The sequence below is a fragment of the Caballeronia humi genome, assembly GCF_001544475.1.
In the GTDB taxonomy this organism is placed as follows: Bacteria; Pseudomonadota; Gammaproteobacteria; order Burkholderiales; family Burkholderiaceae; genus Caballeronia; species Caballeronia humi.
This window is the reverse complement of the sequence record NZ_FCNW02000006.1, coordinates 133,171-158,244: the sequence shown is the minus strand read 5'-3', so window position 1 is coordinate 158,244 and position 25,074 is coordinate 133,171. Positions and strand designations below refer to the sequence as shown.

Annotated in this window: 23 protein-coding genes and 1 tRNA gene; 7 read left to right on the top strand and 17 right to left on the bottom strand. The window is 63.7% G+C overall.

Features of this window, described 5'->3' with window-relative positions; genetic code table 11:
* Nucleotides 1–12 precede the first annotated feature (12 nt).
* Nucleotides 13–1,299, top strand: a complete 1,287-nt coding sequence (locus tag AWB65_RS09505; protein ID WP_087666921.1) for an AmpG family muropeptide MFS transporter — start codon at nt 13–15, stop codon at nt 1,297–1,299.
* Nucleotides 1,296–2,213, top strand: coding sequence for a M48 family metallopeptidase (locus AWB65_RS09500; RefSeq protein WP_087666920.1), 918 nt, complete (start codon nt 1,296–1,298; stop codon nt 2,211–2,213). Before AWB65_RS09505 ends, AWB65_RS09500 begins: the two co-directional genes overlap by 4 nt.
* 1 nt (nt 2,214) lies before the next feature.
* On the opposite strand, the gene AWB65_RS09495 is transcribed toward AWB65_RS09500, so the two are convergent.
* From AWB65_RS09495 to gatC, 5 genes are all read right to left on the bottom strand, one after another.
* Nucleotides 2,215–2,994 (bottom strand): exodeoxyribonuclease III, encoded by a 780-nt coding sequence (locus tag AWB65_RS09495; RefSeq protein ID WP_087666919.1) that lies wholly within the window; start codon nt 2,992–2,994, stop codon nt 2,215–2,217.
* Between the two features lie 35 nt (nt 2,995–3,029).
* Nucleotides 3,030–3,869 (bottom strand): PPK2 family polyphosphate kinase, encoded by an 840-nt coding sequence (locus AWB65_RS09490; protein WP_087666918.1) that lies wholly within the window; start codon nt 3,867–3,869, stop codon nt 3,030–3,032.
* Between the two features lie 77 nt (nt 3,870–3,946).
* On the bottom strand, nt 3,947–5,422 hold the full coding sequence (gene gatB / locus AWB65_RS09485; RefSeq protein ID WP_087666917.1) for an Asp-tRNA(Asn)/Glu-tRNA(Gln) amidotransferase subunit GatB: 1,476 nt from the start codon (nt 5,420–5,422) through the stop codon (nt 3,947–3,949).
* Complete coding sequence (gene gatA / locus AWB65_RS09480) at nt 5,419–6,915, bottom strand: Asp-tRNA(Asn)/Glu-tRNA(Gln) amidotransferase subunit GatA (RefSeq protein ID WP_087666916.1); 1,497 nt, start codon at nt 6,913–6,915, stop codon at nt 5,419–5,421. Before gatA ends, gatB begins: the two co-directional genes overlap by 4 nt.
* An 86-nt stretch (nt 6,916–7,001) precedes the next feature.
* Complete coding sequence (gene gatC / locus AWB65_RS09475) at nt 7,002–7,301, bottom strand: Asp-tRNA(Asn)/Glu-tRNA(Gln) amidotransferase subunit GatC (RefSeq protein ID WP_087657729.1); 300 nt, start codon at nt 7,299–7,301, stop codon at nt 7,002–7,004.
* Between the two features lie 375 nt (nt 7,302–7,676).
* Between gatC and AWB65_RS09470 the strand changes: the two genes are divergently transcribed.
* The 5 genes from AWB65_RS09470 (at nt 7,677) to rodA (ending at nt 14,111) form a co-directional block, all read left to right on the top strand.
* Entirely contained in the window at nt 7,677–8,720 is a 1,044-nt protein-coding gene (locus tag AWB65_RS09470) for a rod shape-determining protein (RefSeq protein ID WP_004189550.1), read from the top strand.
* Between the two features lie 176 nt (nt 8,721–8,896).
* Nucleotides 8,897–10,033 (top strand): rod shape-determining protein MreC, encoded by a 1,137-nt coding sequence (gene mreC / locus AWB65_RS09465; protein WP_087666915.1) that lies wholly within the window; start codon nt 8,897–8,899, stop codon nt 10,031–10,033.
* Nucleotides 10,030–10,542 (top strand): rod shape-determining protein MreD, encoded by a 513-nt coding sequence (gene mreD, locus AWB65_RS09460; protein WP_087657727.1) that lies wholly within the window; start codon nt 10,030–10,032, stop codon nt 10,540–10,542. Before mreC ends, mreD begins: the two co-directional genes overlap by 4 nt.
* A gap of 79 nt (nt 10,543–10,621) precedes the next feature.
* A complete protein-coding gene (gene mrdA / locus AWB65_RS09455; protein ID WP_087666914.1) occupies nt 10,622–12,952 on the top strand; it encodes a penicillin-binding protein 2 in 2,331 nt (776 codons plus the stop codon).
* Between the two features lie 10 nt (nt 12,953–12,962).
* The gene (rodA, locus tag AWB65_RS09450; RefSeq protein ID WP_087666913.1) at nt 12,963–14,111 is read left to right on the top strand and encodes a rod shape-determining protein RodA; all 1,149 of its coding nucleotides are present in this window, start codon (nt 12,963–12,965) and stop codon (nt 14,109–14,111) included.
* A gap of 57 nt (nt 14,112–14,168) precedes the next feature.
* On the opposite strand, the gene AWB65_RS09445 is transcribed toward rodA, so the two are convergent.
* The 12 genes from AWB65_RS09445 to AWB65_RS09390 all read right to left on the bottom strand — a co-directional run bounded on the left by AWB65_RS09445 (nt 14,169) and on the right by AWB65_RS09390 (nt 25,050).
* Nucleotides 14,169–14,819 (bottom strand): tetratricopeptide repeat protein, encoded by a 651-nt coding sequence (locus AWB65_RS09445; RefSeq protein WP_235007566.1) that lies wholly within the window; start codon nt 14,817–14,819, stop codon nt 14,169–14,171.
* 35 nt (nt 14,820–14,854) lie between these two features.
* Nucleotides 14,855–15,637 carry an HpcH/HpaI aldolase family protein gene (locus AWB65_RS09440; protein WP_087666911.1) on the bottom strand — a complete coding sequence of 261 codons (783 nt, stop codon included), beginning with the start codon at nt 15,635–15,637 and terminating at the stop codon, nt 14,855–14,857.
* A gap of 148 nt (nt 15,638–15,785) precedes the next feature.
* Entirely contained in the window at nt 15,786–16,232 is a 447-nt protein-coding gene (gene queD / locus AWB65_RS09435) for a 6-carboxytetrahydropterin synthase QueD (RefSeq protein ID WP_087657723.1), read from the bottom strand.
* A 30-nt stretch (nt 16,233–16,262) separates the two neighbouring features.
* Complete coding sequence (gene queE / locus AWB65_RS09430; RefSeq protein ID WP_087666910.1) at nt 16,263–16,895, bottom strand: 7-carboxy-7-deazaguanine synthase; 633 nt, start codon at nt 16,893–16,895, stop codon at nt 16,263–16,265.
* 26 nt (nt 16,896–16,921) lie between these two features.
* The gene (gene queC, locus AWB65_RS09425; RefSeq protein WP_087666909.1) at nt 16,922–17,656 is read right to left on the bottom strand and encodes a 7-cyano-7-deazaguanine synthase QueC; all 735 of its coding nucleotides are present in this window, start codon (nt 17,654–17,656) and stop codon (nt 16,922–16,924) included.
* 344 nt (nt 17,657–18,000) lie between these two features.
* Nucleotides 18,001–18,076 (bottom strand) — tRNA-Phe (locus AWB65_RS09420).
* Nucleotides 18,077–18,167: 91 nt separating this feature from the next.
* Nucleotides 18,168–18,884, bottom strand: coding sequence for a response regulator transcription factor EsaR (gene esaR / locus AWB65_RS09415; protein WP_087666908.1), 717 nt, complete (start codon nt 18,882–18,884; stop codon nt 18,168–18,170).
* Nucleotides 18,885–21,278: a sensor histidine kinase gene (locus AWB65_RS09410; protein WP_087666907.1), complete on the bottom strand. Its 2,394-nt coding sequence runs from the start codon at nt 21,276–21,278 to the stop codon at nt 18,885–18,887.
* A gap of 22 nt (nt 21,279–21,300) precedes the next feature.
* Nucleotides 21,301–21,897, bottom strand: a complete 597-nt coding sequence (locus AWB65_RS09405; protein WP_087666906.1) for a DUF4390 domain-containing protein — start codon at nt 21,895–21,897, stop codon at nt 21,301–21,303.
* Nucleotides 21,894–23,309 (bottom strand): 16S rRNA (cytosine(967)-C(5))-methyltransferase RsmB, encoded by a 1,416-nt coding sequence (rsmB, locus tag AWB65_RS09400; protein WP_087666905.1) that lies wholly within the window; start codon nt 23,307–23,309, stop codon nt 21,894–21,896. Before rsmB ends, AWB65_RS09405 begins: the two co-directional genes overlap by 4 nt.
* A gap of 132 nt (nt 23,310–23,441) precedes the next feature.
* A complete protein-coding gene (gene htpX, locus AWB65_RS09395; protein WP_087657716.1) occupies nt 23,442–24,299 on the bottom strand; it encodes a zinc metalloprotease HtpX in 858 nt (285 codons plus the stop codon).
* A gap of 118 nt (nt 24,300–24,417) precedes the next feature.
* On the bottom strand, nt 24,418–25,050 hold the full coding sequence (locus AWB65_RS09390) for a LysE family translocator (RefSeq protein ID WP_087666904.1): 633 nt from the start codon (nt 25,048–25,050) through the stop codon (nt 24,418–24,420).
* Nucleotides 25,051–25,074: the final 24 nt, after the last annotated feature.

Genomic DNA, 25,074 nt, shown 5'->3' with positions numbered 1-25,074 from the left:
GCCTCCAACGATATGCCCAACTCGCCACATGAGGCGCCCGCTCTTACTGCTCACGAAGAACATCCCGGCTGGCGCGCGTTCCTCAACGCGCGCATCCTGATTTGCGTCTTTCTCGGCTTCACCTCGGGTCTGCCGCTCTTCACGCTCGTCTATCTGGTGCAGGCGTGGCTGCGCACCGAGGGCGTCAACCTGAAGGAAATCGGCCTCTTCGCGCTGATCCAGTTTCCCTATACGTGGAAGTTCGTCTGGGCGCCGCTGATGGACCGCTACGTGCCGCGCCTGCCCGGCTGGCGGCCGGGGCGGCGGCGCGGCTGGATGATCGTCACGCAATTGCTGGTTGCGGTGGCGATCGGCACGCTGGGCTTCGTTTCACCGGCGAAGGAAATCTGGACGGTCGCCGCGCTCACCGCGCTCGTCGCGTTCTTCGGCGCGAGCCAGGACATCGCGATCGACGCCTATCGCCGAGAACTGCTGCACGACGCCGAGCAGGGCCTCGGCAACGCCGTCCACGTGAACGCGTACAAGATCGCCGCGCTCATTCCAGGCTCGCTCGCGCTGATCCTCGCCGACCATCTGCCGTGGACCACGGTCTTCATCATCACGGCGGCGTTCATGCTGCCGGGCATGGTGCTGACGCTCGTCGTCAAGGAACCGGAAGTGCACGGCGAGCCGCCGAAGAACCTGCGCGAAGCGATCGTCGAGCCGTTTCATGAGTTCATCACGCGCGGCGGCTGGCGCACGGCGCTGCTCGTGCTCGGCTTCATCTTCCTGTACAAGCTCGGCGACGTCATGGCGACCACGCTATCAACGTCGTTCTTCCTCGATATCGGCTTCAACATGACGCAAATCGGCGTGATCGCAAAGACGGTCGCGTTCTGGGCGAGCATCGCGGGCGGCATTATCGGCGGAGTGTGGCTCGTGAAGATCGGTACCGCGCGCGGCCTGTGGATTTTCGGCGTGCTGCAAATCGTCTCGACGCTCGGCTTTGCGTGGCTCGCGAAGATCGGGCCGTCGCCGCTCGCGCTCGGCGTACTGTACGGATTCGAAACCTTCGCGACGGGCCTGACCACGGCGGCGTTCATCGCCTACATCGCGAGCACGACCGACCCGCGCTACACCGCGACGCAGTTCGCGCTTTTCACGAGCCTCGCTTCGGTGCCGCGCACGCTGGCGTCGGCGTCGAGCGGATTCATCGTGGCGCAGACGGGCTGGTTCGAGTACTTCATGATCTGCACTGCGCTCTCCATTCCGGGCATGTTACTGTTGCCGAAAATCGCGCCCTGGAGAGCACAACGATGACGGTGCATGTCCCGTTCCGCGCCGCGTTTTTGAACGTTTTCGCCTTGTTCGCGCTGGCGTTTGTGCCGGTCGCACCGTCTCACGCGCAAGACCCCCAGCGTCCCTATTCCGCGCCCAGCAATCAAATCCGCTTCGGCAATACCGCGCTCTTTCGCAACCTGATTCCGTCGGCGACGCTTGAAACGCAGGCGGCGCAGGAATACGTCCAGATCCTGCGCGAAGCGGAGCACAACAAGACGCTGCTGAATGACGACAACGCGCTCGTCAAACGCGCGCGCGATATCGTGAATCGCGAGATTCCGTTCGCGCTGAAGTGGAACGACCGCTCGAAGCAATGGAAGTGGGAGATCAACGTCGTCAAGTCGAACGAGATCCGCATGTATTGCCTGCCGGGCGGCAAGATCGTGATCTACAGCGGGCTGATCGACAAGCTGCATCTGAACGACAACGAAATTGGCATGATGGCCGGCCATGAGATCGCGCACGCGCTGCGCGAGCACGCGCGCGAGCGGCTCGGCCGGCAGCAGGCCGCGCAACTGTTTTCGGGCACGGTGCCGCAGCTTTTCGGCTACGTGGACATGGGTTCGACGCAGCTAGGCATCGGCGAGCAGTTGCTGGCGATGCGCTACTCGCCCGCCGACGAAACCGAAGCCGACGTGATCGGCAGCGAGATCGCCTCGCGCGCCGGATACGATCCGCGCGCGGCGATCACGCTGTGGAACAAGATCGATACGGCGACGCGACGCTCGGACAACGGCTTCATCTGGATGCATCCGTATGGCTCGGAGCGGAAGCAGGATTTGCTCAAGCGCATGCCGGACATGATGCCGCTCTACGCTAAGGCGATTGGCAAGACGATCGACCAGTTGCCGGCGTATGCGGGAATGGGCCGCTTCAAGAAGAACGGCCGCTAGCTCACTTTTTCACTTTCCAGTCGTAATCGACCGTCAGCGGCGCGTGGTCGCTGAACTTCACCTCGCGATACACCGACGTCCCTTTCGCGGTCGCCGCGACTTCCGCGGTCGCGATCTGGTAATCGATCCGCCACCCGACGTTCTTCGCGTAAGCCTGTCCGCGATTGCTCCACCACGTGTATTGCTCGGGGCGCTGGTCGAGTGTGCGGAAAACGTCGACGTACCCGACGTTATCGAACAGCTTCGTCAGCCATTCGCGCTCTTCCGGCAGGCAACCCGAATTCTTCTGATTGCTCTTCCAGTTCTTGATGTCGATTTCCTTGTGGACGATGTTCACGTCGCCGCAAAGAATCACCTCGCGTTCCTTCGACAACTCCGCGAGATGCGGCATGAATTCGTCCATGAAGCGGTACTTGGCCTGCTGGCGCTCATCGCCGCTCGACCCCGACGGCACGTACACCGACACCACGGAAAGCTTCCCGAAGCGCGCTTCCACATAGCGTCCTTCAGGATCGAACTCCTCGCTGCCGAAGCCGATGACGACTTCATCCGGTTCATGCCGCGTATAGAGTCCGGCGCCGCTGTAGCCTTTTTTCACCGCGTGCTGGAAATAGCCCTGGAAGCCGTGCGGCGCGAGGAATTCCGGCGTGAGATCGTCCTGCGAGCACTTGATTTCCTGCACGCAGACGACGTCCGCGTTCTGCTCGCCGAACCAGTCGAAGAAGCCTTTTCTGGCCGCCGAGCGGATGCCGTTCAGATTGGCGGTGATGACGCGAAACATGTTCTTTTTCCTTCCGTGTTGTGTTTGGTATGCGCTTACTCGACGATGACGCCCTTAAGCGTCTCCTTCGCCGGCGGAAACGCGAGCTTCATTCCCTGAAGCGTGCGCAACAGCAACTCCGCGATCATGACATTGCGATGCGACTTCGAATCAGCCGGAACGACATACCACGGCGCGAATTCCGTGGATGTCGCGCCGAGCGCCGTTGCGTACGCCTTCTGATAATCGTCCCATTGCTTGCGCGCTTCGAGATCGGACGTATCGAATTTCCAGTGCTTGGTCGGATCGTCGATGCGCGCCTGCAGGCGCTGGCGCTGCTCGTCCTTCGAAATGTGCAGAAAACATTTGATGACCGTCGTTCCGCTGTCAGCCTGTAGCGCCTCGAATTCGCGGATATGCCGGTAGCGCCGCTCACATTCGTCATCGTCGATGGCGTTCAACACGCGCGGCACGAGCACGTCCTCGTAGTGGCTGCGATTGAACACGCACAATTCGCCGACTTTCGGCGCCTGCGAATGGATGCGCCAGAGAAAATCGTGCGCCAGTTCGGTTTCGGTCGGCGCCTTGAACGGCACGATGCGCAGGCCAAGCGGATCGACTTCGTGGAACACGGCCCGGATCGTTCCGTCCTTGCCGCTCGTGTCCATGCCTTGCAGCACGAGCAATACGCGCTGGCTGCGCTGTGCGTGCAATTTCTCCTGCAACTCGTCGAGCTGCGCGCCGATCTCCGACAAACGCGCCCGGTCCGCTTCCTTCGATCCGAGCGAAAACGGTTTCGCGGCGCAATCGACCGAGGTGAGATCGAACGTCTTGAGCTTCTTTCCGCCATCGAAGAACGGCACGCGAAAATCGTCGAGTTCGGGTTTTTTTGCCACGTCGCGCTCCAAATGAAAACGGGCCGCTGCCAAGCTAGACCGGCAACAGCCCGTTGATTCCTGACCTGCAAAGGCTATCAGGATAGTTTCTTCTTCAAAAGCTCGTTGACCTGCTGCGGATTTGCCTTGCCTTTGGTCGCCTTCATCGCCTGGCCGATCAGCGCGTTGAACGCCTTTTCCTTGCCCGCGCGGAACTCGTCAACCGATTTCTGGTTCGCCGCGAGCACCTCGTCGATGATCGCTTCGAGCGCGCCCGTGTCGGAAATCTGCTTCAGGCCCTTCGCTTCGATGATGCGGTCGGCGGCCGCTTCGTCGGTGGCTTTTTCGTCCCAGATCGCCTGGAAGATGTCCTTCGCGATCTTGTTGGAAATCGTGCCATCGGCGATACGCTGCAGAATCAGCGCGAGTTGCGCGCTCGACACCGGCGAAGCATCGATATCCAGCGATTCGCGGTTCAATTGCGCTGAAACGTCGCCCATCAGCCAGTTAGCCGCGACCTTTGCCTGCGCCGCGCCCGCCTTGCCGACAAGCGCTTCGTAGTAAGCCGCCATCGCCTTCGACGAAGTGAGCCCCGCCGCGTCGTAACGCGTCAGGCCATATTGCGCTTCGAAGCGCGTTTGCATCGCTTCTGGAAGCTCGGGCAGCGCTTCGCGCACGCGCACGACCCAGTCGTGATCGATCACGAGCGGCATCAGGTCCGGATCGGGGAAATAGCGATAATCGTGCGCGTCTTCCTTGCTACGCATCGACCGCGTTTCGCGCCTGTCGGGATCGTAGAGTCGCGTTTCCTGCACGACGGTGCCGCCGTCCTCGATCAGCTCGATCTGGCGGCGCACTTCGTACTGGATCGCTTCTTCGAGGAAGCGGAACGAATTCAGGTTCTTGATTTCGGCGCGCGTGCCGAATTCCGCCTGTCCGACCGGCCGCACGGACACGTTCGCGTCGCATCGGAACGAGCCTTCCTGCATGTTCCCGTCGCAGATGCCGAGCCACACGACGAGCGTGTGCAACGCCTTTGCATAGGCGACGGCTTCGGCGGCGCTGCGCATTTCCGGCTCGGTGACGATTTCGAGCAGCGGCGTGCCAGCGCGGTTCAGGTCGATGCCGGTCATGCCTGCGAAGTCTTCGTGCAGCGACTTGCCGGCGTCTTCTTCGAGATGCGCGCGCGTCAGGTTGACGATCTTCTCGTACGCGTCCTTGCCGGTTTTCTCATTGGCCGGGACCTGAATCGTCAGCGTGCCGCCCTGTACGACCGGAATCTCGTACTGACTGATCTGGTAGCCCTTCGGCAGATCAGGATAAAAGTAGTTCTTGCGCGCGAAAACGCTGCGCGGCGCGATATGCGCGCCGATCGCGAGACCGAAACGGATCGCCCGCTCGACGGCGCCGCGGTTCATGACCGGCAGCACGCCCGGCAACGCGAGATCGACGGGACAAGCCTGCGTGTTCGCCGGCGCGCCGAATTGCGTCGATGCGCCCGAGAAAATCTTGGAGACCGTCGACAACTGCGCGTGCGTTTCGAGACCGATTACGACTTCCCACTCCATGCTCATACTCCCGCCGGTGCCGATGGTGATTTTTGATGCCAGTCGGTCGCGCGCTGGAACGCGTCGGCGACCTGGAGCATCCGGGCTTCGTTGAAATAGTTGCCGACGATCTGGAGGCCGACCGGCCGCTTAGCATTGGCGCCAGCGCCGAAGCCGCACGGCACGCTCATGCCGGGCAGGCCCGCAAGGCTCGTCGACAGCGTGTAGATGTCGGCGAGGTACATCTGGACAGGATCGTCGGCCTTTTCGCCGAGGTTCCATGCGACGGTCGGCGCGACCGGGCCCATGATGACGTCGCAATGGCTGAACGCTTCCTGAAAATCGCGCGCGATGATGCGGCGGATTTTCTGCGCTTGAAGGTAATACGCGTCGTAGTAGCCATGCGACAGCACGTACGTCCCGACCAGAATCCGGCGCTTCACTTCGGGGCCGAAGCCTTCCGCGCGCGATTTCTTGTACATGTCGAGCAGGTCGGTGTAGTGCGCCGCGCGATGGCCGTAGCGCACGCCATCAAAGCGCGACAGATTGGACGAAGCCTCCGCCGGTGCGATGATGTAGTACACGGGAATCGAGAGCTCGGTTTTCGGCAGCGACACTTCGACGAGCGTTGCGCCGAGCGCTTCGTATTGCTTGAGCGCAGCATCGATGGCGGCGCGCACGTCGTCAGCGAGGCCCGGGCCGAAGTACTCCTTCGGCATGCCGATGCGCAGGCCGGCAAGCGGCTTCGCGGCATCGTCGCCCGACCAGCGCTGGCCGAGATAGCGCGTGTAGTCTTCGTCCTCGCGCTGGAGGCTCGTGGAATCGCGTTCGTCGAACGAGGCCATCGCGTTGAGGAGCGTCGCGCAATCTGCGGCGGTTTGCGCCATCGGCCCGCCCTGATCCAGCGACGACGCGAACGCGATCATTCCGAAGCGCGACACGCGGCCGTATGTCGGCTTGATGCCGGTGATGCCGGTGAACGAGGCGGGCTGGCGGATCGAGCCACCGGTGTCTGTACCTGTCGCGGCGGGCGCGAGGCGCGCGGCGACAGCCGCCGCCGAGCCACCCGACGAGCCGCCCGGCACGGCTTTCAGATCCCACGGGTTCTTCACGGCGCCGAAATGCGAGTTCTCGTTCGACGAACCCATCGCGAATTCGTCCATGTTGGTCTTGCCGAGCGTCACCATGCCGGCGCGGCCCAGGCGCTCGACGACGGTCGCATCGAACGGACTCGCGTAGTTTTCGAGCATTTTCGACCCCGCCGTCGATGCCCAGTCGCGCGTGACGAACACGTCCTTGTGCGCTATCGGCAAGCCGGTGAGCGGACCGGCGTTGCCTTGCGCGATGAGCGCGTCGGCGGCTTTCGCCTGCGCGAGCGTGAGATCGCGATCGACGCTGATAAAGGCGTTCAAATCCTTCGCGGCTTCGATGCGCTGCAGGTAGATCTGCGCGAGTTCGCTGGCGGAGATTTCCTTTCCGTCGAGCGCCGCGCGCAGTTCGGTCAGACTTTTCTGATGCATTGCGTGTTTCCTGATGGGCGCCGCGTCATTCGGGACGCGCGCCGGGCTTGAGTCCGGTAAGCGAAGCCGCTTGGCTTAAGCCCCGCTTATTCGATCACCTTCGGCACGAGAAAGAGGCCATCTTGCACGGCGGGCGCCGAGCGCTGGAACTCTTCGCGGTTTACCTGCTCTGTAACTGCGTCGTTTCGCAGACGCAATGCCACCTCTTCGATCTGCTCGATCGGATGCGCGAGCGGCTCGATGCCGGTCGTATCGACGGCCTGCATCTGCTCGACGAGGCCGAAGAAGTCGTTCAGACGCGCGAGCGTCGGTTCGGCCTCCTGTTCGGGCAATTCGAGCCGCGCGAGGTGCGCAATGCGTTTTACATCGGTCAGGGTCAAAGACATTCGATCACCGGAGAAAGCTGGGACTGTCACGAAAGCGAAAATATTCGTTGCGACAGAGAGTTACGTCACTGGAAGGCGGTCCTGAAAACGGGCCTGATGACGGCAAAAAGTACCGTCCATTTCCTATAGATCATCCAAAATTATAAGGTATCATTACGCGTTCGACCCAAATCCGGATCGATTGAACAGCGGCCTTCTCCCTGATTCACTTTTTGCGAGAAAGGTTTGGCTTGTTGATTCGCATCCTCCGGTAGATTTCTTCGCAGTTTTGCATCACGCGGCGACACCTCTCGCTGCCTGCAAACTGTTATTTTTTCCGCTGCCGTCCCAGGCGCTCGAAGCGAGGCACGGCTCCCAGCGAGACAGGATTTTTGAATGTTCGGTTTTTTGCGCAGCTACTTTTCCAACGACCTGGCGATTGATCTCGGTACCGCCAACACGCTGATCTACATGCGCGGCAAGGGCATCGTCCTCGACGAGCCGTCCGTGGTTTCCATCCGCCAGGAAGGCGGCCCGAACGGCAAGAAGACCATTCAGGCGGTCGGCAAGGAAGCCAAACAGATGCTCGGCAAGGTGCCGGGCAACATCGAGGCGATCCGCCCGATGAAAGACGGCGTGATCGCCGATTTCACCGTCACCGAGCAGATGATCAAGCAGTTCATCAAGACTGCGCACGAATCGCGGATGTTCTCGCCTTCGCCGCGCATCATCATCTGCGTGCCGTGCGGTTCCACGCAAGTCGAACGCCGCGCGATCAAGGAAGCCGCGCACGGCGCCGGCGCCTCGCAGGTCTACCTGATCGAGGAGCCGATGGCCGCTGCGATCGGCGCGGGGCTGCCGGTGTCGGAAGCCACGGGCTCGATGGTCGTCGACATCGGCGGCGGCACGACGGAAGTCGGCGTGATCTCGCTCGGCGGCATCGTGTACAAGGGCTCGGTGCGCGTCGGCGGAGATAAATTTGACGAAGCCATCGTCAACTACATCCGCCGCAATTACGGCATGCTGATCGGCGAGCAAACCGCCGAAGCCATCAAGAAGGAAATCGGTTCGGCTTTCCCGGGCTCCGAAGTCAAGGAGATGGAAGTCAAGGGCCGCAATCTCTCCGAAGGCATTCCGCGCAGCTTCACCATTTCGAGCAACGAAATTCTCGAAGCTTTGACCGATCCGCTGAACCAGATCGTTTCGTCGGTGAAGATCGCGCTGGAACAGACGCCGCCGGAACTCGGCGCCGACATCGCCGAACGCGGCATGATGTTGACCGGCGGCGGCGCGCTGCTGCGCGACCTCGACCGCCTGCTTGCCGAAGAAACCGGCCTGCCGGTGCTCGTCGCGGAAGATCCGCTGACGTGCGTCGTGCGCGGTTCGGGCATGGCGCTCGAGCGCATGGACAAGCTCGGCAGCATCTTCTCCTACGAGTAAAGTCGACAGGGCGCGTTTTCCAGATGACCCCGACGCACTGAAACAGCACCCCGCGTCACGCGACGCCCGCACGGCCCGGCTCATCCCGGGCCGTTGTCGAAACAGCGTAGGGCAGGTCGGGCCACGAGCCTCGTGCCTGCAGCTTCGTCCAACCGCTCACGCCCTCGGCGCCGACCATGGAATACAGTCCGCCGCCACTTTTCAAGCAAGGCCCGTCTGCGCTCGCGCGGCTGATCTTCTTCGTGGTGCTCGCAATCGCGCTGCTCATCTCCGATGCCCGCTTCAACACGCTCGAAATCGTTCGCGGCGTGCTTGGCGCGGGCCTTTATCCTTTGCAGCGCGCCGCGCTCGTGCCACGCGACATCTTCATGGGCGCAACCGATCTGGCCGTCACCAGCGCTGCGCTGCGCAACGAAAACCAGGCCCTCGCCGATAAAAACCTCCAGCTATCGATCAAGGCCGGTGATGCCTCGCAACTGAGCATCGAAAACACGCATTTGCGTGCGCTGTTGAACCTGCAATCGCGCGCAACGACGCAAACCACGCCCGCCGAAGTGCAGTACGACACGCGTGATCCGTTCACGCAGAAGGTCGTGATCGGCAAGGGCGCGCAGCAGGGCATCCAGGACGGCGCCCCGGTCGTCAACGAGGACGGCGTGATCGGTCAGGTGACGCGCGTCTTTCCGCTGCAATCCGAAGTCACGCTGCTGTCCGACAAGGATCAGGCCGTGCCCGTGCAGATCGTGCGGACGGGCCTGCGCAGCGTGATTTACGGCACGCCGAAGGGTGACACGCTCGATCTGCGATTCGTGCCGATCAGCGCCGACGTCCAGGCCGGCGACGAACTCGTGACCAGCGGCCTCGACGGCATTTATCCGCCGGGGCTCGCCGTGGCGAAGGTCGTGCGCGTCGACAAACAGGCGGATACCGCGTTCGCGCGCGTCGTTTGCCTTCCGGTCGCGCCGGTGCGCGGCGCGCGCCAGTTGCTTGTGCTGCATTACAACGTGAACGTGCCGCCGAATCCTATCGAAGTCGAAGCCGCTGCCGCCGCGAAAGAGGCGAAGGAAAACAAGGGCAAGAAGGGTAAGGGATCAAAGACGGCGGTTCCGGCCGCGGGCAGCGCGGCATCGGCCGCAGCGCCTGCAGGGCCGGCCAGCAGCGCCGCCGCCGCGAAGCCTGCGGCACCCGTCGCCGCAAAACCGGCAGCGCCAGCGTCCGGAGCGGCCGCCGCACCCAAGCCCGCGTCCGCAGCGACGCCGCACAAGAGCAGGAAGGCGCATCTCCCGAGAGCCGCGTCCGGAGTCGCGCAATGAATCGTCCGCAATACATCCTGCAACCGGTCAATCCGTACTTCATCACTTTCAGCCTGGCCGCGGCCTTTCTGCTGAACCTGATGCCGTGGGGCCGGCTGGTTGGCGTCCCCGATTTCGTCGCGGTCGTGCTGCTCTTCTGGAACGTCCACCAGCCGCGCAAGGTCGGGATGGGCATCGCGTTCATGCTCGGCCTCCTGATGGACGTGCACAATGCCAGCCTGCTCGGCGAACACGCGCTCGCGTATACGCTGCTGTCGTATGGCGCGATCACGATTCACCGGCGCGTGCTTTGGATGTCGCTGCCCGTGCAGACGTTCGTCGTCGCGCCGTTGCTGGTCGGCGCGCAGATCGTGCCGTTCGTGATTCGTCTTCTGACGGGCGCAGCGTTCCCCGGCTGGGGCTATCTGATCGACGGTTTCGTCGAAGCGCTGCTGTGGCCGGTCGCGAGCTTCCTGCTGCTGATGCCGCAACGGCGCGCAGCCGATCCCGACGACACCCGTCCGATCTGAACACGGCCGCGCACCGCTGATGGCGGTTTCGCGCGGCGTGGCTACACTGAAATAAATCGCGTCCTAGCGCGAAACTTGCATGACCGAAATCAAGAACGCCGAACAACTGTTGTCGAGATTCCGCCTGCGCGTTGCGGCAGCGGGGCTGTTCGTGTTCGTCTGCTTCGGGCTGATCGGACTGCGCTTTTTGTACCTGCAGGTCTGGCATTTCAGCAAGTACTCGCTGCAAGCGAACGAAAACCGCATCTCCGTTGCGCCGATCGTGCCGAACCGCGGCATCATCACCGACCGCAACGGCATCGTGCTCGCAAAGAATTATTCGGCTTACACGCTCGAAATCACGCCATCGAAGATCGGCGGGACGCTCGACGAAGAAATCGACGCACTCGCGCAAGTCATCCCGATCGACTCCCGCGACCGCCGCCGCTTCAAAAAGCTGCTCGAAGATTCGAAGAATTTTGAGAGCCTGCCCATTCGCACGCGCCTGACCGACGAGGAAGTTGCCCGCTTCACGGCGCAGCGCTATCGCTTTCCCGGCGTCGAAGTGCGCGCGCGCCTCTTCCGCCAATATCCGCTCGGGCCGACGGCGGCGCACGTGATCGGCTATATCGGGCGGATTTCGCAGCGCGACCAGGAACGCATCGACAACGCCAGCGACCAGAACGACGCCGATCAGGAACACTACGACCCGCGTCTTGACGCGAACAACTACAAGGGCACGGATTACACCGGCAAGATCGGCGTCGAGCAGAGTTATGAGACGGAACTGCACGGCCTGACGGGCTTCGAGGAAGTCGAAGTGACGGCGGGCGGCCGGCCGGTGCGCACGATGTCGCGCACGCAGGCGACGCCCGGCAACAATCTCGTGCTATCGCTGGATATCGGCTTGCAGCAGGTCGCCGAGCAGACGTTCGCGGGCAAGAAAGGCGCGCTCGTCGCGATCGAGCCTTCCACCGGCGACATCCTCGCGTTCGTCTCCGCGCCGAGCTTCGATCCAAATTCCTTCGTCGACGGCATCGACCAGCAGACCTGGGACACGCTCAACAACTCGCCCGATCATCCGCTGCTCAATCGTCCGCTGCACGGCACGTATCCGCCGGGCTCGACGTACAAGCCGTTCATGGCACTGGCCGCGCTCACGCTCAAGAAACGCACGCCCGGCTGGGGCTTCCAGGACCCTGGCTACTTCACGTTCGGCGGCCACACGTTCCGCAACGACGTGCGTTCGGGCCAGGGCTGGGTCGACATGAACCGCGCGATCGTCGTCTCGAACGACACGTATTTCTACATACTTGCCCGCGATCTCGGCGTGAACGCGATGGCCGGCTTCATGAAACCGTGGGGTTTCGGCCAGATTACCGGCATCGATATTTCGGGTGAGGCGCGCGGCATTCTTCCGTCGACGGAATGGAAGAAGAAGGCGTATCGCAAGCCCGAGCAGCAGCGCTGGTACGAAGGCGAGACCATCAGTCTCGGCATCGGGCAGGGTTACAACTCGTTCACGATCCTCCAGCTCGCGCACGCGACCGCGACGCTCGCGAACAACGGCGTGGTGATGAAGCCGCACCTCGTGCGCGACATCGAAAATCCGATCACGAAGGCGATGCGCGCGACGGTCCGCGGCCCGACCGACAAGATCGCCGTCCGCCAGCAGGACATCGACGTGATCAAGCGCGCGATGGAAGGGGTCGTCACGAACGGCACGGCGTCGAAGGTATTCATCGGCGCGCCGTATCTTGCGGCGGGCAAGACCGGCACGGCGCAGGTCTATTCGCTGCAGGGCGCGAACTACAAGGGCCACGCGATCGCCGAGCATCTGCGCGATCACGCGCTTTTTATCGCATTCGCGCCGGCGGAACAGCCGAAGATCGCGGTGGCGCTGATCGTCGAGAACGGCGGCTGGGGCGCGGAATCGGCCGGTCCGATCGCGCGCAAGGTGCTCGACTATTACCTCGTCGACCGACTCAAGCCCGGCGCGCAGGCGGCGGCCGTGGCGGCGGCGGCATCGGCGACGGAAGATACCGGCATGCCTGTGATCGGCGGCCCGCAAACGGCGGTCGATGCGGCACTGCCGGCATCGGTGGCGAACAAATCGGCGGCGTTTTCGCCGGCGGCGGCGTCGAATCCTGCGGTTGCGAAGGCGGCTTCGCGGGTCGTCGCGGGCGGGGCGCCAGCGGCGGCGCCCGCACTGGCGGCTTCGCGTGCCGTTACGGGCGCGGCGCGCGGTGCCTCCGCTCCGGCCGCAGCGTCGGCATCGGCTGCTGCACCCGCCGCCCCGGCGAGTGCCGTTGCGCCGAACAGGAAGCGCGCGCCGAAAGGCCCGGCGGCGGCATCGACGCCCGCCATCCCGCGCAACGATAGCCGCGACACCGTCCAAACCTTGACGCCTACGGGCGGCATCGACGAATAAGGGAGACAGGATGCAACTCGACAAGCGCGCCTGGATCGACCGGGCAAAGCGCATGTTCGCGGGCTTCGACCGCCCGCTCGCGCTGATCGTGTTCTTGCTGCTGTGCGTCGGGATCGTGACGCTCTACAGCGCGAGCCTCGACATGCCCGGCCGCGTGGAAGACCAACTGCGCAATATCATGCTGACGTTCGGCCTGATGTGGATCCTCGCCAACATTCCGCCGCCGACGCTGATGCGCTTCGCCGTGCCGCTTTACACGTTCGGCGTCGCGTTGCTGATCGCGGTCGCGATGTTCGGGCTCACACGCAAGGGCGCGAAACGGTGGCTGAACGTCGGCGTCGTGATCCAGCCGTCCGAGCTGATGAAGATCGCGATGCCGCTGATGCTCGCGTGGTACTACCAGCGACGCGAGGGGCAGATTCGCTGGTGGGACTACATCGCCGGCTTTGCGATTTTGATGGTGCCGGTCGGCCTCATTGCGAAGCAGCCCGATCTCGGCACCGCGGTGCTCGTTTTCGCGGCGGGCTTTTTCGTCATCTACTTCGCGGGACTGAGTTTCAAGCTGCTGGTGCCGGTGCTGGCGGCGGGTGTCGTCGTGATCGCGTGCGTCGCCGTGTTCCAGGACCGCATCTGTCAGCCCGACGTGAACTGGCCGCTGATGCACGATTATCAAAAGCACCGCATCTGCACGCTGCTCGATCCGACCTCCGATCCGCTCGGCAAGGGCTTCCACACGATCCAGGCGGTCATCGCGATCGGTTCCGGCGGCACGCTCGGCAAAGGCTGGCTGAAAGGCACGCAGGCTCACCTCGAATTCATCCCGGAAAAGCATACCGACTTCATTTTCGCGGTGTTTTCGGAGGAATTCGGCTTGGCGGGCGGACTCGTCCTGCTCTTTCTCTACATGGCGCTGATCGCGCGCGGCCTCTATATCGCCGCGAACGGCGCGACGATGTTCGGGCGATTGCTTGCGGGATCGCTGACGCTTGCGTTCTTCACCTACGCGTTCGTCAATATCGGGATGGTGAGCGGGATTTTGCCGGTGGTCGGCGTGCCGCTGCCGTTCATGAGCTACGGCGGAACGGCGCTGACGACGCTCGGCGTCGCGACGGGGCTGATCATGAGCGTCGCGCGACAGAAGCGGTTGATGCAGAGTTGACCGCTCTCTGCTTCCGATGTCAAAAGGCCGTTCCGGATCGCTCCGAACGGCCTTTTGCTATTGCGGCTTGCTGCGCTCCAGTTCCGCGCTGAGCTGCAGATATTTCAGCTTCGCGGCCGGATCGCCCTGCGCCGCCGCCGCCGCGTAATACGCGCGTGCGACATTCAGATTGCGCTCGACGCCATCGCCGCCGCGCTCGTAGAACGAGCCCGCGACGTATTGCGCGGTCATGTCGCCGCCCTGCGCTGCTTTCTTGTACCAGGCGAACGCCTGCGTGTTGTCGCGCGCGGTGCCGCGGCCGTCGAGGAACTGGTTTGCGAGCGCGAGTTCCGCCTGGACGTGCCCTTGGTTCGCGGCGCGCAGGAACCAGCGATGCGCCTCCGCCGGGTCCTTGTCGACGAACTGGCCGTCGTCGTACATCTTTCCGTAGACGTACTGCGCGTGCGTCATGTCGGCGTCGGCGGCGCGGCGTAGCCATACCTTGCCTTCGTCTACGTCGGCGGGGCCGCCTTCGCCGTTGAGCAGCATCATCGCGTAGTTGAATTCGGCGAGGCGACTGCCTTTCTGCGCCGCGCGCTTGAACTCCGAGCGCGCCGCATTCAGATTGCCCGCGTTGTAGTTGGCGACGGCGTTTTGCGTCGCGAGATCGGTGGATTTGAGCTGGGTCTGCGCATGCGCTGCGCCGCAGAACGCGACGAAGAGCGCCATCGACGCCGCCACTGCGCCCGACCGGAATCCCGTAGTCATGTTCGAACCTCCTGCAACGCCTGACGCGTCGCCTTCAACAGCCAAATCGCATCCGATGCCAGCGCGATCACCCGGACGCCCGCCTGCGCGTACTGCCGCGCGCTCGCGGTATCGAGCGCGAAGATGCCGCTCGCGATGCCCGCGCGCTTCGCGGCATCGACGATTCTGTCGATCGCGGATTGCACGTCGGGATGCTTCGCGTCGCCGAGGTGGCCTAAGCTCGCGGCAAGATCAGCCGGGCCGATGAACAGGCAATCGATGCCCGGCGTCGCGGCGATCGCATCGACCGCTTCGAGCGCCGCCGCCGATTCGATCTGCACGATCGTCGCGATCTGCGCGTTGGCGGTCGTCATGTAGTCGCGACGCATGCCGTACGCCGCCGCGCGCACCGCGCCGGCAGCGCCGCGCAGGCCGTCGCGCGCTTCCGTCGTCGGGTATTGCGTGAGTTGCACGATGCGTGCCGCCTCCTGCGCCGACTCGACGTTCGGAAACATCAACGTTCGCGCGCCGGCATCGAGCACACGCTTGACGAGCCAGCCCTCGGCGGCGGGCACGCGCACGATCGGCTCGCTCGGCAGATGCGCGGCGCCGATCGCGCGCAACTGGTCGGTGACGTCGCGACTGTCGTTCGCCGAATGCTCCATGTCGATGCAAAGCCAGTCGAAGCCGGCGTGCGCGAGCGCTTCGGCGGCATCGGCACTTCCGAGCGACAGCCACAAGCCGTACAGCGTGCCGGATTCGGCGAGACGTTGTTTCAGGGGATTGGTGAAGGTGCTCATCGCGCGGCTCCCCGGGGAGCCGCGCTGCGTGACGGGCAGAAGAAGGATGACGGCATGGTCTCGCTCCGTGTGCGCCGCCCGGATCAGAAGCGGCTTATCGAGCGATCATACCGTGAGAATAATGGAGCGTCCGGACGCGCCCGAAGGCTCAGGCGCGTTCGACGTCGGCCCAGCAATTCGGCGTTTCGTACAGGCGCACGCGCTTCAGCTTGAGGTTCACACCGTAGTGGGCGTCGTAGACATCGGCGAGGATGCCGAACGCCACGGCCGCCATGTTTTCCACCGTCGGAATGCGGTCGAGCACGACGGTCTTGTGGCCCGCCATCGAATCGAGGAATTCGCGCACCTGCGTGTCGCCTTCGTAGACGAGGAACGCGTGGTCCCACTTGTTCACCAGATGCTCCATCGCGAGCGATTTGACGTCGGCGAAATCCATCACCATGCCGCGATCCGGCGCGCCTTCCGTATCGACGAGATCGCCTTGCAGCGTGATTTCGAGCACGTAGCGATGCCCGTGCAGGTTACGGCACTGGCTGCGGTGATCGGGGATGCGGTGGCCCGCGTCGAATTCGAGTTTTCGGGTAATCGTCTGCACGTCGGCTCAATCGTTCTGGATCGTTCTGTATCAGGGGATGTTCAGGTACTTGTGGGTCTGCATCGACAGGCGCCACTTCGGATGGCGTTTACACCAGTCGATCGCGAGCTTCGTGTTGATGTCACGCGACGGGCCGTCCATCGGCTGGACCAGGAAATACTCAAAGTCGAGCTGCGCGTAGTCGGCAAGACGCTGGTTGTCCTGCGGCACGACCACTTTCAGCTCGTTGCCCTTCGTCACGACGAGCGGCGCATCGGCCTTCGGACTCACACAAATCCAGTCGATCGTTTCGAGCACCGGCAGCGAGCCGTTCGTTTCGATCGCGATCTCGAAGCCGGCTTCGTGCAGCGCATCGACGAACGGCTGGTCGATCTGGAGCATCGGCTCGCCGCCGGTACACACGACGAACCTGTGCGCCTCGCCCTCGGGCCAGAGCGACGCGATCATCGCGACCAGATCGGCCGGCGTGCGGTATTTGCCGCCGTTTTCGCCGTCGGTGCCGACGAAATCGGTGTCGCAGAACTGGCAGACGGCGTCCGCGCGATCTTCCTCGCGACCCGACCAGAGGTTGCAGCCGGCGAACCGGCAAAACACGGCCGGGCGTCCGGCGTTCGCGCCCTCGCCTTGCAACGTGTAGAAAATTTCCTTTACCGCGTACGTCATGACTGCTCTGTCGTTTCCAAAAGTGTTCAGACCGGCTCGGTCGTAACCTGCTCGCCCGCGCGATACGCCTCGAAACCGCGCTTGCGCAGCTTGCACGCCGGACACTGGCCGCAGCCGAAGCCCCACTCGTGCAGCTCGGCGCGCTCGCCGACATAGCACGTATGTGTCTCGACGCGAATCAGCTCGACGAGCGTTTCGCCGCCGAGTTGCTCGGCGAGTCGCCAGGTGTCGGCTTTATCGAGCCACATCAGCGGTGTTTCAAGCGCGTAGCGCGTCTCCATGCCGAGGTTCAGCGCAACTTGCAGCGCTTTCATGGTGTCGTCGCGGCAGTCGGGATAGCCCGAGAAGTCCGTTTCGCACATGCCGCCAACCAGCACCTTCAGTCCGCGCCGATACGCAACCGCCGCCGCGATCGTCATGAACATCAGGTTGCGGCCCGGCACGAACGTGTTCGGCAAGCCGCTCGCGGTCGCCTTGATTTCGATTTCGCGGGTCATCGCGGTGTCGCTGATCGCGCCGAGCACCGACAAATCGATCATGTGGTCCTCGCCGAGGCGACCGGCCCATTGCGGAAACTCCCGCACGACCGCAGCGCGAAAGCCGCCACGACATTCCAGTTCGACGCGATGCCGCTGGCCGTAATCGAAGCCGAGCGTCTCGACGGTCGTGTAGCGTTCGAGTGCCCAGGCGAGGCACGTGGCCGAGTCCTGGCCGCCGGAAAACAGCACGAGCGCGCTGTCCTTAGCGTCTATCCGAGTCACCGTGAAACTCCGTGAAAGTGTCTGATGTGGCGCGGCGCGGGATGTCGCGCAAGATTGCGGTCCACATCGGGCGACGCGGCCGGCCGGGCCGGCTCGTCCAGTATAGGCGGCGTGGATCGAGGCAGGCGCGAGCGGTAGTTATGCCGCTGATAGGACGCTGCCGCCAGCGACGAATGCTTCACGTGGACTTTCAGCCGCTCAAACAAAAAGGACCTGCGAGCCGATGAAGGTAGCGCAAGTCCTTAAATCGCTTGAGATTTTAGCACGGCACTATTTTTCCGGCTCAGCGTCACCACAAAGGAAAAAGCCCAAGAACCGATAGGCTCTTGGGCTTCCTTGCAACTTGGTGGCCTGGGTCGGAATCGAACCAACGACACGCGGATTTTCAATCCGCTGCTCTACCAACTGAGCTACCGGGCCAACGAGAACGAGAGTATATCAAAGCGGTTTATGTCGCTCAAGGGCTTTTGGGCAATTTTCCTAAAATCGCGGAAAGGCCGCCAGCAGGGCCTCAGGCCTCGCTTTTGTTCTTTCCGAGATCGACGCCGAGCTGCTTCAGCTTGCGATACAAGTGCGTCCGCTCGAGCCCGGTCTTCTCCGCGACGCGCGTCATGCTGCCGTTCTCGCGTGCGAGGTGATACTCGAAGTACGCGCGCTCGAAGGCATCGCGGGCGTCGCGCAACGGGATGTCGAAGGAAATCGATGCCGTCTGCCCCGGCTGCGCGTGCGCCGTTCCAGCCGCACCGGAGTCCCCCGACGCATTCAACGCCGACGCGCTCGGCAGCGCCGCCGCGGCCGGCACGCTCGATGCGCCCGCCGGCAACGGAGGCTTCGCCGTCGTCGAGAGGATCGGCGCCGCCGCTGTACCGTGCACCAGACCCTGCTCGACCGCCTTCAGCAGCTTTTGCAGCGCGATCGGCTTTTCAAGAAAGTTGAGCGCGCCGATCTTCGTCGCCTCGACGGCCGTATCGATGGTCGCGTGCCCCGACATCATGATGACCGGCATCGTCAGCTTGCCTTGCGCGGCCCACTCCTTCAGCAAGGTGACGCCGTCGGTGTCGGGCATCCAGATGTCGAGCAGGACGAGATCGGGCGCTTGCCGCAGACGGTAGTCGCGCGCCTGCTGCGCATTCTCCGCCGCCTCCACCACATGCCCCTCGTCGCTCAGGATCTCCGAGAGCAATTCCCGGATACCCATTTCGTCGTCTACCACCAGGATGGTTGCCATTTACGCTGCCCTTGTCTGCACTGTTGCTTTTGTCGTTCCGTGACCCAGCGCCGCGCTCGCTGCCGGCGGGCTCGCGCCCGGCTGGGCGGCGTCGTCCGCGAGTTGCAGGAACAAAATCGAAATCTGCGCGCCTTCGATCACCTCTGCCGCCTTCGACCGATTGCGAATGTCGATGCGCGCGCCATGCTCGTCGACGATCTTCTTCACCGTTGCAAGACCCAGTCCCGTGCCCTTCGCCTTCGTCGTCACGTAAGGTTCGAACGCGCGCGACAGTATGCGCGCAGAAAAGCCCGGACCGTTATCCGATACCGTCAGCCGCACCGCGACACGCGCATGGCCGGACGAATCGGGGTCGCCATATTCTACTGTCCTCGTTTCGAGCAGCACGCGCGGCTCGTCGACGTCGGCCACCGCATCCTGCGCATTTTGCAGGAGGTTGTGGATCACCTGCCGAAGCTGCGTCGCATCGCCGCGGATCACCGGCAGCTTCGTGAGATCGATGGCGATCGCGCTCTTGCCTTCCTCGATGCCGTACAGCGTCAGCACTTCGCCGACGAGATCGTTCAGTTGCAGGTTGCCGAGCACGGCCGGCGGCGTGCGCGCGTACTCGCGGAAATCGTCGACCATCTGCTTCATCGCCTGCACCTGGTTCACGATGGTCGTGGCGCCGCGCTTGAGCACGTCGGCGTCGTGCGGCGAGAGCTTGTCGGCGAGCTTCATCTGCAGGCGCTCGGCGGAAAGCTGGATCGGCGTGAGCGGATTCTTGATCTCGTGCGCGAGACGCCGCGCCACCTCGCCCCACGCCACCGACCGCTGCGCCGAGATGACGTCGGAGATATCGTCGAACACGACGACGTAGCCGGTCGTCTCGGCGTCTTCGGTGTCGCTTTCGGTGGCGCTCAGCAACTGCGTGCCGCGTACCAGCAGCGTGAGCGGTTCGTTTTCGCCCGGCACCGCGACGGCCAGTTGCTGCTGCCAGTGTCCGCGATCGCCGACCGGCTGGCCGCTGCCGATCGATGCCGCATCGCGCTCGGCGAACGCCTTCCTGACCATCGCGCCGAAGTCAGCGAGCACGTCGATCTGTTCGAGCGGCAGATTCAGCGACGCGTTGAACGGCTGCCGGAAAATGCGCTCGGCGCCGCGATTCGCGGTGGTCAGTCGGAACTGACGGTCGAAGACGAACACACCCGCCGTCAGATTCGCCAGAATGCTCTCGAGATACGCCTTCGAATGTTCCAGCGCGATGCGATTGTTCTCGACCGCCGCGCGCGCTTCCGATAACTGCCGCGTCATCGCGTTGAACGACTGCGTGAGAAAGCCGAGTTCATCGCGCGATTTCACCTCGCGTTTGGGCGTGTAATCGCCTTCCGCGACCTCCTTCGTCCCTTGCGCGAGCAGGAAAAGCGGCCGCGCGAGCTGATTCCCGAGCGCGAGCGCGAGCATCATCGCGATAAAAGTCGCGAGGAAGAGCGCGAGCGTCAGCGTGCCGATGTACATCTTCCGCAAGCCGGTGCGCCCGAGACGCTTCTCCTGATATTCGCGATACGCGCGCTGCACGGCGTCCGCGTTGTGCGCGAGCGCCTGGCTCACCGGCTGCTCGATCTGCAGGAAGCGCTCGACGGGCTGCAGTTCGGTCGTCGTCGGATCGGGGATTTTCACGATCACGCGCAGACGCAGCGCGCCCTTCGGGCCGGTCACGCCCGGCTCGCCGTCGACCTCGCCTTCGATTGCGCCATACGGACGGTCGCGCGCCTGGTTGATCATCAGCGGCGTAGGCAGGTTGTCCGGCACGAGCGCCGAGAAATTGCTCGACGCCTGCGCGACCACGCGCACGTCGGGCGCGGTGCCGCCGCCGCTGCGCATCGGCTCGACGATGGTCGCGTCCTGCACGTTGAACTGGTCGCGCAGCCGCAGGAGCGCAAGCGTAAGGCTATTCGGATCGGCGCTGGACAGTTGGTCGCTCATCAGCCGGCCCTTGTTCTGCAAGTCCGAGAGCGATGCGTCGAGCATGCCGCGCCCGAGATTGAGTCCGGACGTGAGCGCGGTTTCGACGTTCACGTCGAACCACGATTCAATACTGCGCGACACGAACTGATACGACACGACGTAGATGATCGCGCCCGGCACGACGCCCACGAGCGCGAAGATGAACGCGAGTTTCGCGAGCAGGCGCGTGCCGAACTTCCCCTGCCGAACGCGCGACACGATGATCAGCACGAGCCCCGCGACGATCGCGAGGAACGTCACCGCGACGGCGACGTTCGCGGCATAGAGCCACGAGTAGTAGCGATCGAAGAATTCGGTGTTCGCACTCGCGAGCGCCAGCATCACGAGCAACAGGACTGCCGTGATGGCGACGGTCGAAACGAGCAGTCGAACGACGAAGCTCTTCATGTCCGTGCGACGGCGGCGGAGTTTATTTAGCACGCTCGGCCGCCGTAAAGTTGAATCGTTTCCAGTCGGAAGACAGGCTCCAGTCGCGGTTGTTGACCGCGTCGATCTGGAAGGGCTTGGGCATCAGCGCGATGTCGAGCTGCATGCGCACCGATGCGATATAGGTCTCGCCGGGCTTCACCTGATTGCGGTCGATGACGTGCCACGAAGTCACGTGCTTGATCACGTCGAGCGCTTCACTGAGCGAGCCGAAGCCGAGTTGCAGGCCGCCCGTCGACACGCGGTACTCGCGCGTGAGCGGCTGGAAGGAAAGGCGAATGCTCTGCGACACGTTCACCGGTTCTTCGTCGAACCAGTACCAGCGCGGCCGCGAGAGGTTGAAATCGGTCGTGAAATAGAGGGGGACGCCTTTGTTGACGGCGTCTTCGAGACTGCTGTTGAGGTCGAATTCGAAGCGGGCGTCGATGCTCCAGCCGCTGCCGTCCGCCTGCAGCGACGCGCGCTGAACGGCGATCGGGTCGGCGAGTGCGGGTTCGGCTGCGACGAAGCTCAGAAAGAGCGCCAGCGCAGTCCAGACCACGGCCACGAGCCGAAGCGGGAAAAGGCGTTTGATCGTCACCGTTTCTGAAAGCGCGCGTAGAAGAATCCGTCGTGGTCCGCGAAGGGTTCCGCGTCCCGGTTCGAGGTGGAAGAAGCGGCGCTCGCGCGGGCGTTGGTCGGCAATAATTGCCCCGGCGCGTCCAATCGTACCGCATCTTCGTGCGTGTCTCCAAACCACTGCGCCTGCAATTCGCCCTCTTCGGGAAAGATGGAACACGTGACGTAGAGCAGCTCGCCGCCCGTTGCAACGAGGGGCCACAGCGCCGTGAGAATGCGCCGCTGCTCCTCGACGAGCGCCGCGATGTCCGACGGACGACGCAGCCAGCGAATATCAGGATGACGCCGCACGATGCCCGACGCCGAGCATGGCACGTCGGCGAGAATGCGGTCGAAGGGATCGCCGTCGGACCATTCGGAGGGCTCGCCCGCATCGCCGACGCGGATTTCCGCTTCGAGCTTCAGTCGCTCCAGGTTCTGCCTGATGCGGCTCGCGCGCTGCGCATCGCTTTCGAGCGCGATCAGCTCGACCTTCGCCAGCTCCAGCACGTGGCCCGTCTTGCCGCCGGGCGCGGCGCACGCGTCGAGCACTCGCATGCCGTCTTTCGCGCCGAGCAATTGCGCGGCGAGCTGCGCCCCGGCGTCCTGCACGGAGACGACGCCATCGTCGAAACCGGGGATCTTGTCGACCGGCATCGGCGTTTGCAGGCGAACCGCGTGTTCACCGGCGGCGTGCGCCTCGATGTTCGCGGCCTTCAATGTTTCGAGATAGCCGGCGACGCTCGTGCGGCGCGCGTTCACGCGCAGCGTCAGCGGACCTTGGCGGTTGCCCGCTTCGAGGATGCTTTCCCACGCGTCGGGCTGGCCGCGCTTGACGGCGTCGATCCACCACGACGGGTAGTTCCAGCGCGCCACCGGGTCTTGCGTGACATCAACAAGCGGCTTTTCGCGATCGCGCAGGAAGTTGCGCAACACGGCGTTGACGAGGCCCTTGGCAAATGCGAACTCGCGGCGCGCGGCGATCGCGTTGACCGCCTGATCGACGACGGTGAACGGCGTGTACGCGGCGTGCGCTTCGTCGTCGACGAGCAAGGCGAACGCGCACGCGAGCACGTTCGCGACGTGCGGCGGCGGGGCCTTGCGCATGAGCTTGTGGAGGAGCGCATCGACGAGGGCGAGACGGCGCATCGTTCGATACGCAATGTCTTGAGTCGCGCCGCGCGCCGCCGCGTGGTTGTGCGACGCCATCACGGTTTGCAGCGCCGCGGGCAACGCCGCTCCGGCGCGCACGGCAGCGACCGCTTGCGCAGCGCCATCGAGCGCGAACGCAAGCGAATCAGGAGCGAGATGCAACGCGCTGAGACGGGCGTCGGACGACGCTTTCGGCTGATCGGCCGAGGGAGCGGCGCGCCGGCGGGAAGGCTTGTCGGTCATGTGTGAGCCAGGACGTCGAGCGGCAAAATGCCGGCTCGCACAAACGAGGCATTGTAACTTGCGGGGGAGAGGGGGATTACAGCGGGCAGGAGCGCGGCGGCTGAGCAGCCGCCGCGTCAAGACAAGGCGTGCTTATTCCATCCGCCCCGTGCGCGCCATCTCCATCAACCGGGCGACACGCTCCTCGGTTGCCGGGTGCGTGGAAAACCATCCCGCGATGCCCCCGCCCGACAGCGGGTTCATGATCATCATCTGCGCGGTGGCCGGATGCGCCTCGGCCGTGGGGAACGGCACGCCCGACGCATACGCGTGAATCTTCTCCAGCGCGCTCGCGAGCGCCTGCGGATCGCCGGAAATCTGCGCGCCGCCGCGATCCGCCTCGAATTCGCGCGCCCGCGAAATCGCCATCTGGATCAGCGCGCCCGCGATCGGCGCGAGGATCGCCACCGCGATGCTCGCAATCGGATTCGATGGACGGCCTTCCGAATCGCGCCCGCCGAAGAACATCGCGAAGTTCGCGAGCGCCGATATCGCGCCGGCCATCGTGGCGGAAACCGTCGAGATCAGGATGTCCCGATGCTTGACGTGCGCCAGTTCGTGCGCCATCACCCCGCGCAATTCGCGCTCGGAAAGCACGCGCAAGATGCCCGTCGTCGCCGCGACGGCCGCGTGCTCCGGATTGCGGCCGGTCGCGAACGCGTTCGGCGCGTCTTCGTTGATCAGATAGACCTTCGGCATCGGCAACTGTGCACGCTGCGCAAGGTCGCGCACCATGCGATAGAACTGCGGCGCGCTGGATTCGTCGACTTCCTGCGCGTTGTACATGCGCAGAACCAGCTTGTCCGAGAACCAGTACGAGAAGAAATTCATGCCGAGCGCAACGACGAGCGCGAGCATCATGCCCTTCGACCCGCCGATCATCCCGCCGATGACGACAAAAAGGGCCGTGATCGCTGCCATCAGCATCGCGGTTTTGACCCAGTTGAACATGTGTGGAACTCCTCACCCTTGATCAGATGCGCGTCACGCGCGAACGGCCCGAAGCACGATTGCTCATGGACCCGACTGTAAGCAAAACGTTAGATATGGGCGCCGTCCGATAATTCAATTACCTGTGCGAAGTCGCGAGCTTTATTCCAAGTCCGACGAACGCGCCGCCGACGCCTCGGTCCAGCCAGCGTTTCACACCCGGCTTGCCCGAGAAGCGCTGCGTCACGCTGCCGGCGATCCAGGCCACGAAACCGTTCCAGACCGTGCTCATCAAGATGAATACGAGCCCGAGCGCGAGAAACGCGAGCACCTTGTGCGGGCTGTCGGCGGCGACAAACTGCGGGAAAAAAGACACAAAAAACAGCACGACTTTCGGGTTCAGCACGTTAGTGATGAAGCCTTGCGTGAAAAGCTGGCGAAGCGACTTGGGCTTTTGTTCAGTGGCGGCGGGCGCATCGGCGTCGGGTTTCGCGAAAATCAACCGCACGCCGAGATAGATCAGATAGATCGCGCCGGCGAATTTGACGACGGTAAAAGCCGCCGCCGATGCCGCGAGCAGCGCCGTCAGACCGAACGCGCACGCGAGCGTGTGCACGATGCAGCCGGCTGAAATCCCAAGCGCGGAAACGATACCGGCGCCCCGCCCTTGCGCGACGCTGCGCCCGACGATGTAAGCGGTATCGGGTCCGGGCGTGACATTCAGCAGGAAAACCGCGACGAGAAAGAGCGTGAAACCGGTGATGCCGAGCATGAGGAACTCCAGGCGACTCGTTAG

What these genes read in the sequence shown, in the direction of transcription:
- AWB65_RS09410 (WP_087666907.1), bottom strand. Translation starts at nt 21,278, where the DNA reads ATGAAGAGCTTCGTCGTTCGACTGCTCGTTTCGACCGTCGCCATCACG.
- AWB65_RS09440 (WP_087666911.1), bottom strand. Translation starts at nt 15,637, where the DNA reads ATGAGCACCTTCACCAATCCCCTGAAACAACGTCTCGCCGAATCCGGC.
- mreD (WP_087657727.1), top strand. Translation starts at nt 10,030, where the DNA reads ATGAATCGTCCGCAATACATCCTGCAACCGGTCAATCCGTACTTCATC.
- gatB (WP_087666917.1), bottom strand. Translation starts at nt 5,422, where the DNA reads ATGAGCATGGAGTGGGAAGTCGTAATCGGTCTCGAAACGCACGCGCAG.
- gatC (WP_087657729.1), bottom strand. Translation starts at nt 7,301, where the DNA reads ATGTCTTTGACCCTGACCGATGTAAAACGCATTGCGCACCTCGCGCGG.
- AWB65_RS09495 (WP_087666919.1), bottom strand. Translation starts at nt 2,994, where the DNA reads ATGTTTCGCGTCATCACCGCCAATCTGAACGGCATCCGCTCGGCGGCC.
- AWB65_RS09445 (WP_235007566.1), bottom strand. Translation starts at nt 14,819, where the DNA reads ATGGCGCTCTTCGTCGCGTTCTGCGGCGCAGCGCATGCGCAGACCCAG.
- esaR (WP_087666908.1), bottom strand. Translation starts at nt 18,884, where the DNA reads ATGGCAACCATCCTGGTGGTAGACGACGAAATGGGTATCCGGGAATTG.
- AWB65_RS09505 (WP_087666921.1), top strand. Translation starts at nt 13, where the DNA reads ATGCCCAACTCGCCACATGAGGCGCCCGCTCTTACTGCTCACGAAGAA.
- queE (WP_087666910.1), bottom strand. Translation starts at nt 16,895, where the DNA reads ATGACGTACGCGGTAAAGGAAATTTTCTACACGTTGCAAGGCGAGGGC.
- AWB65_RS09470 (WP_004189550.1), top strand. Translation starts at nt 7,677, where the DNA reads ATGTTCGGTTTTTTGCGCAGCTACTTTTCCAACGACCTGGCGATTGAT.
- rsmB (WP_087666905.1), bottom strand. Translation starts at nt 23,309, where the DNA reads ATGACCGACAAGCCTTCCCGCCGGCGCGCCGCTCCCTCGGCCGATCAG.
- gatA (WP_087666916.1), bottom strand. Translation starts at nt 6,915, where the DNA reads ATGCATCAGAAAAGTCTGACCGAACTGCGCGCGGCGCTCGACGGAAAG.
- AWB65_RS09390 (WP_087666904.1), bottom strand. Translation starts at nt 25,050, where the DNA reads ATGCTCGGCATCACCGGTTTCACGCTCTTTCTCGTCGCGGTTTTCCTG.
- htpX (WP_087657716.1), bottom strand. Translation starts at nt 24,299, where the DNA reads ATGTTCAACTGGGTCAAAACCGCGATGCTGATGGCAGCGATCACGGCC.
- rodA (WP_087666913.1), top strand. Translation starts at nt 12,963, where the DNA reads ATGCAACTCGACAAGCGCGCCTGGATCGACCGGGCAAAGCGCATGTTC.
- AWB65_RS09500 (WP_087666920.1), top strand. Translation starts at nt 1,296, where the DNA reads ATGACGGTGCATGTCCCGTTCCGCGCCGCGTTTTTGAACGTTTTCGCC.
- mrdA (WP_087666914.1), top strand. Translation starts at nt 10,622, where the DNA reads ATGACCGAAATCAAGAACGCCGAACAACTGTTGTCGAGATTCCGCCTG.
- mreC (WP_087666915.1), top strand. Translation starts at nt 8,897, where the DNA reads ATGGAATACAGTCCGCCGCCACTTTTCAAGCAAGGCCCGTCTGCGCTC.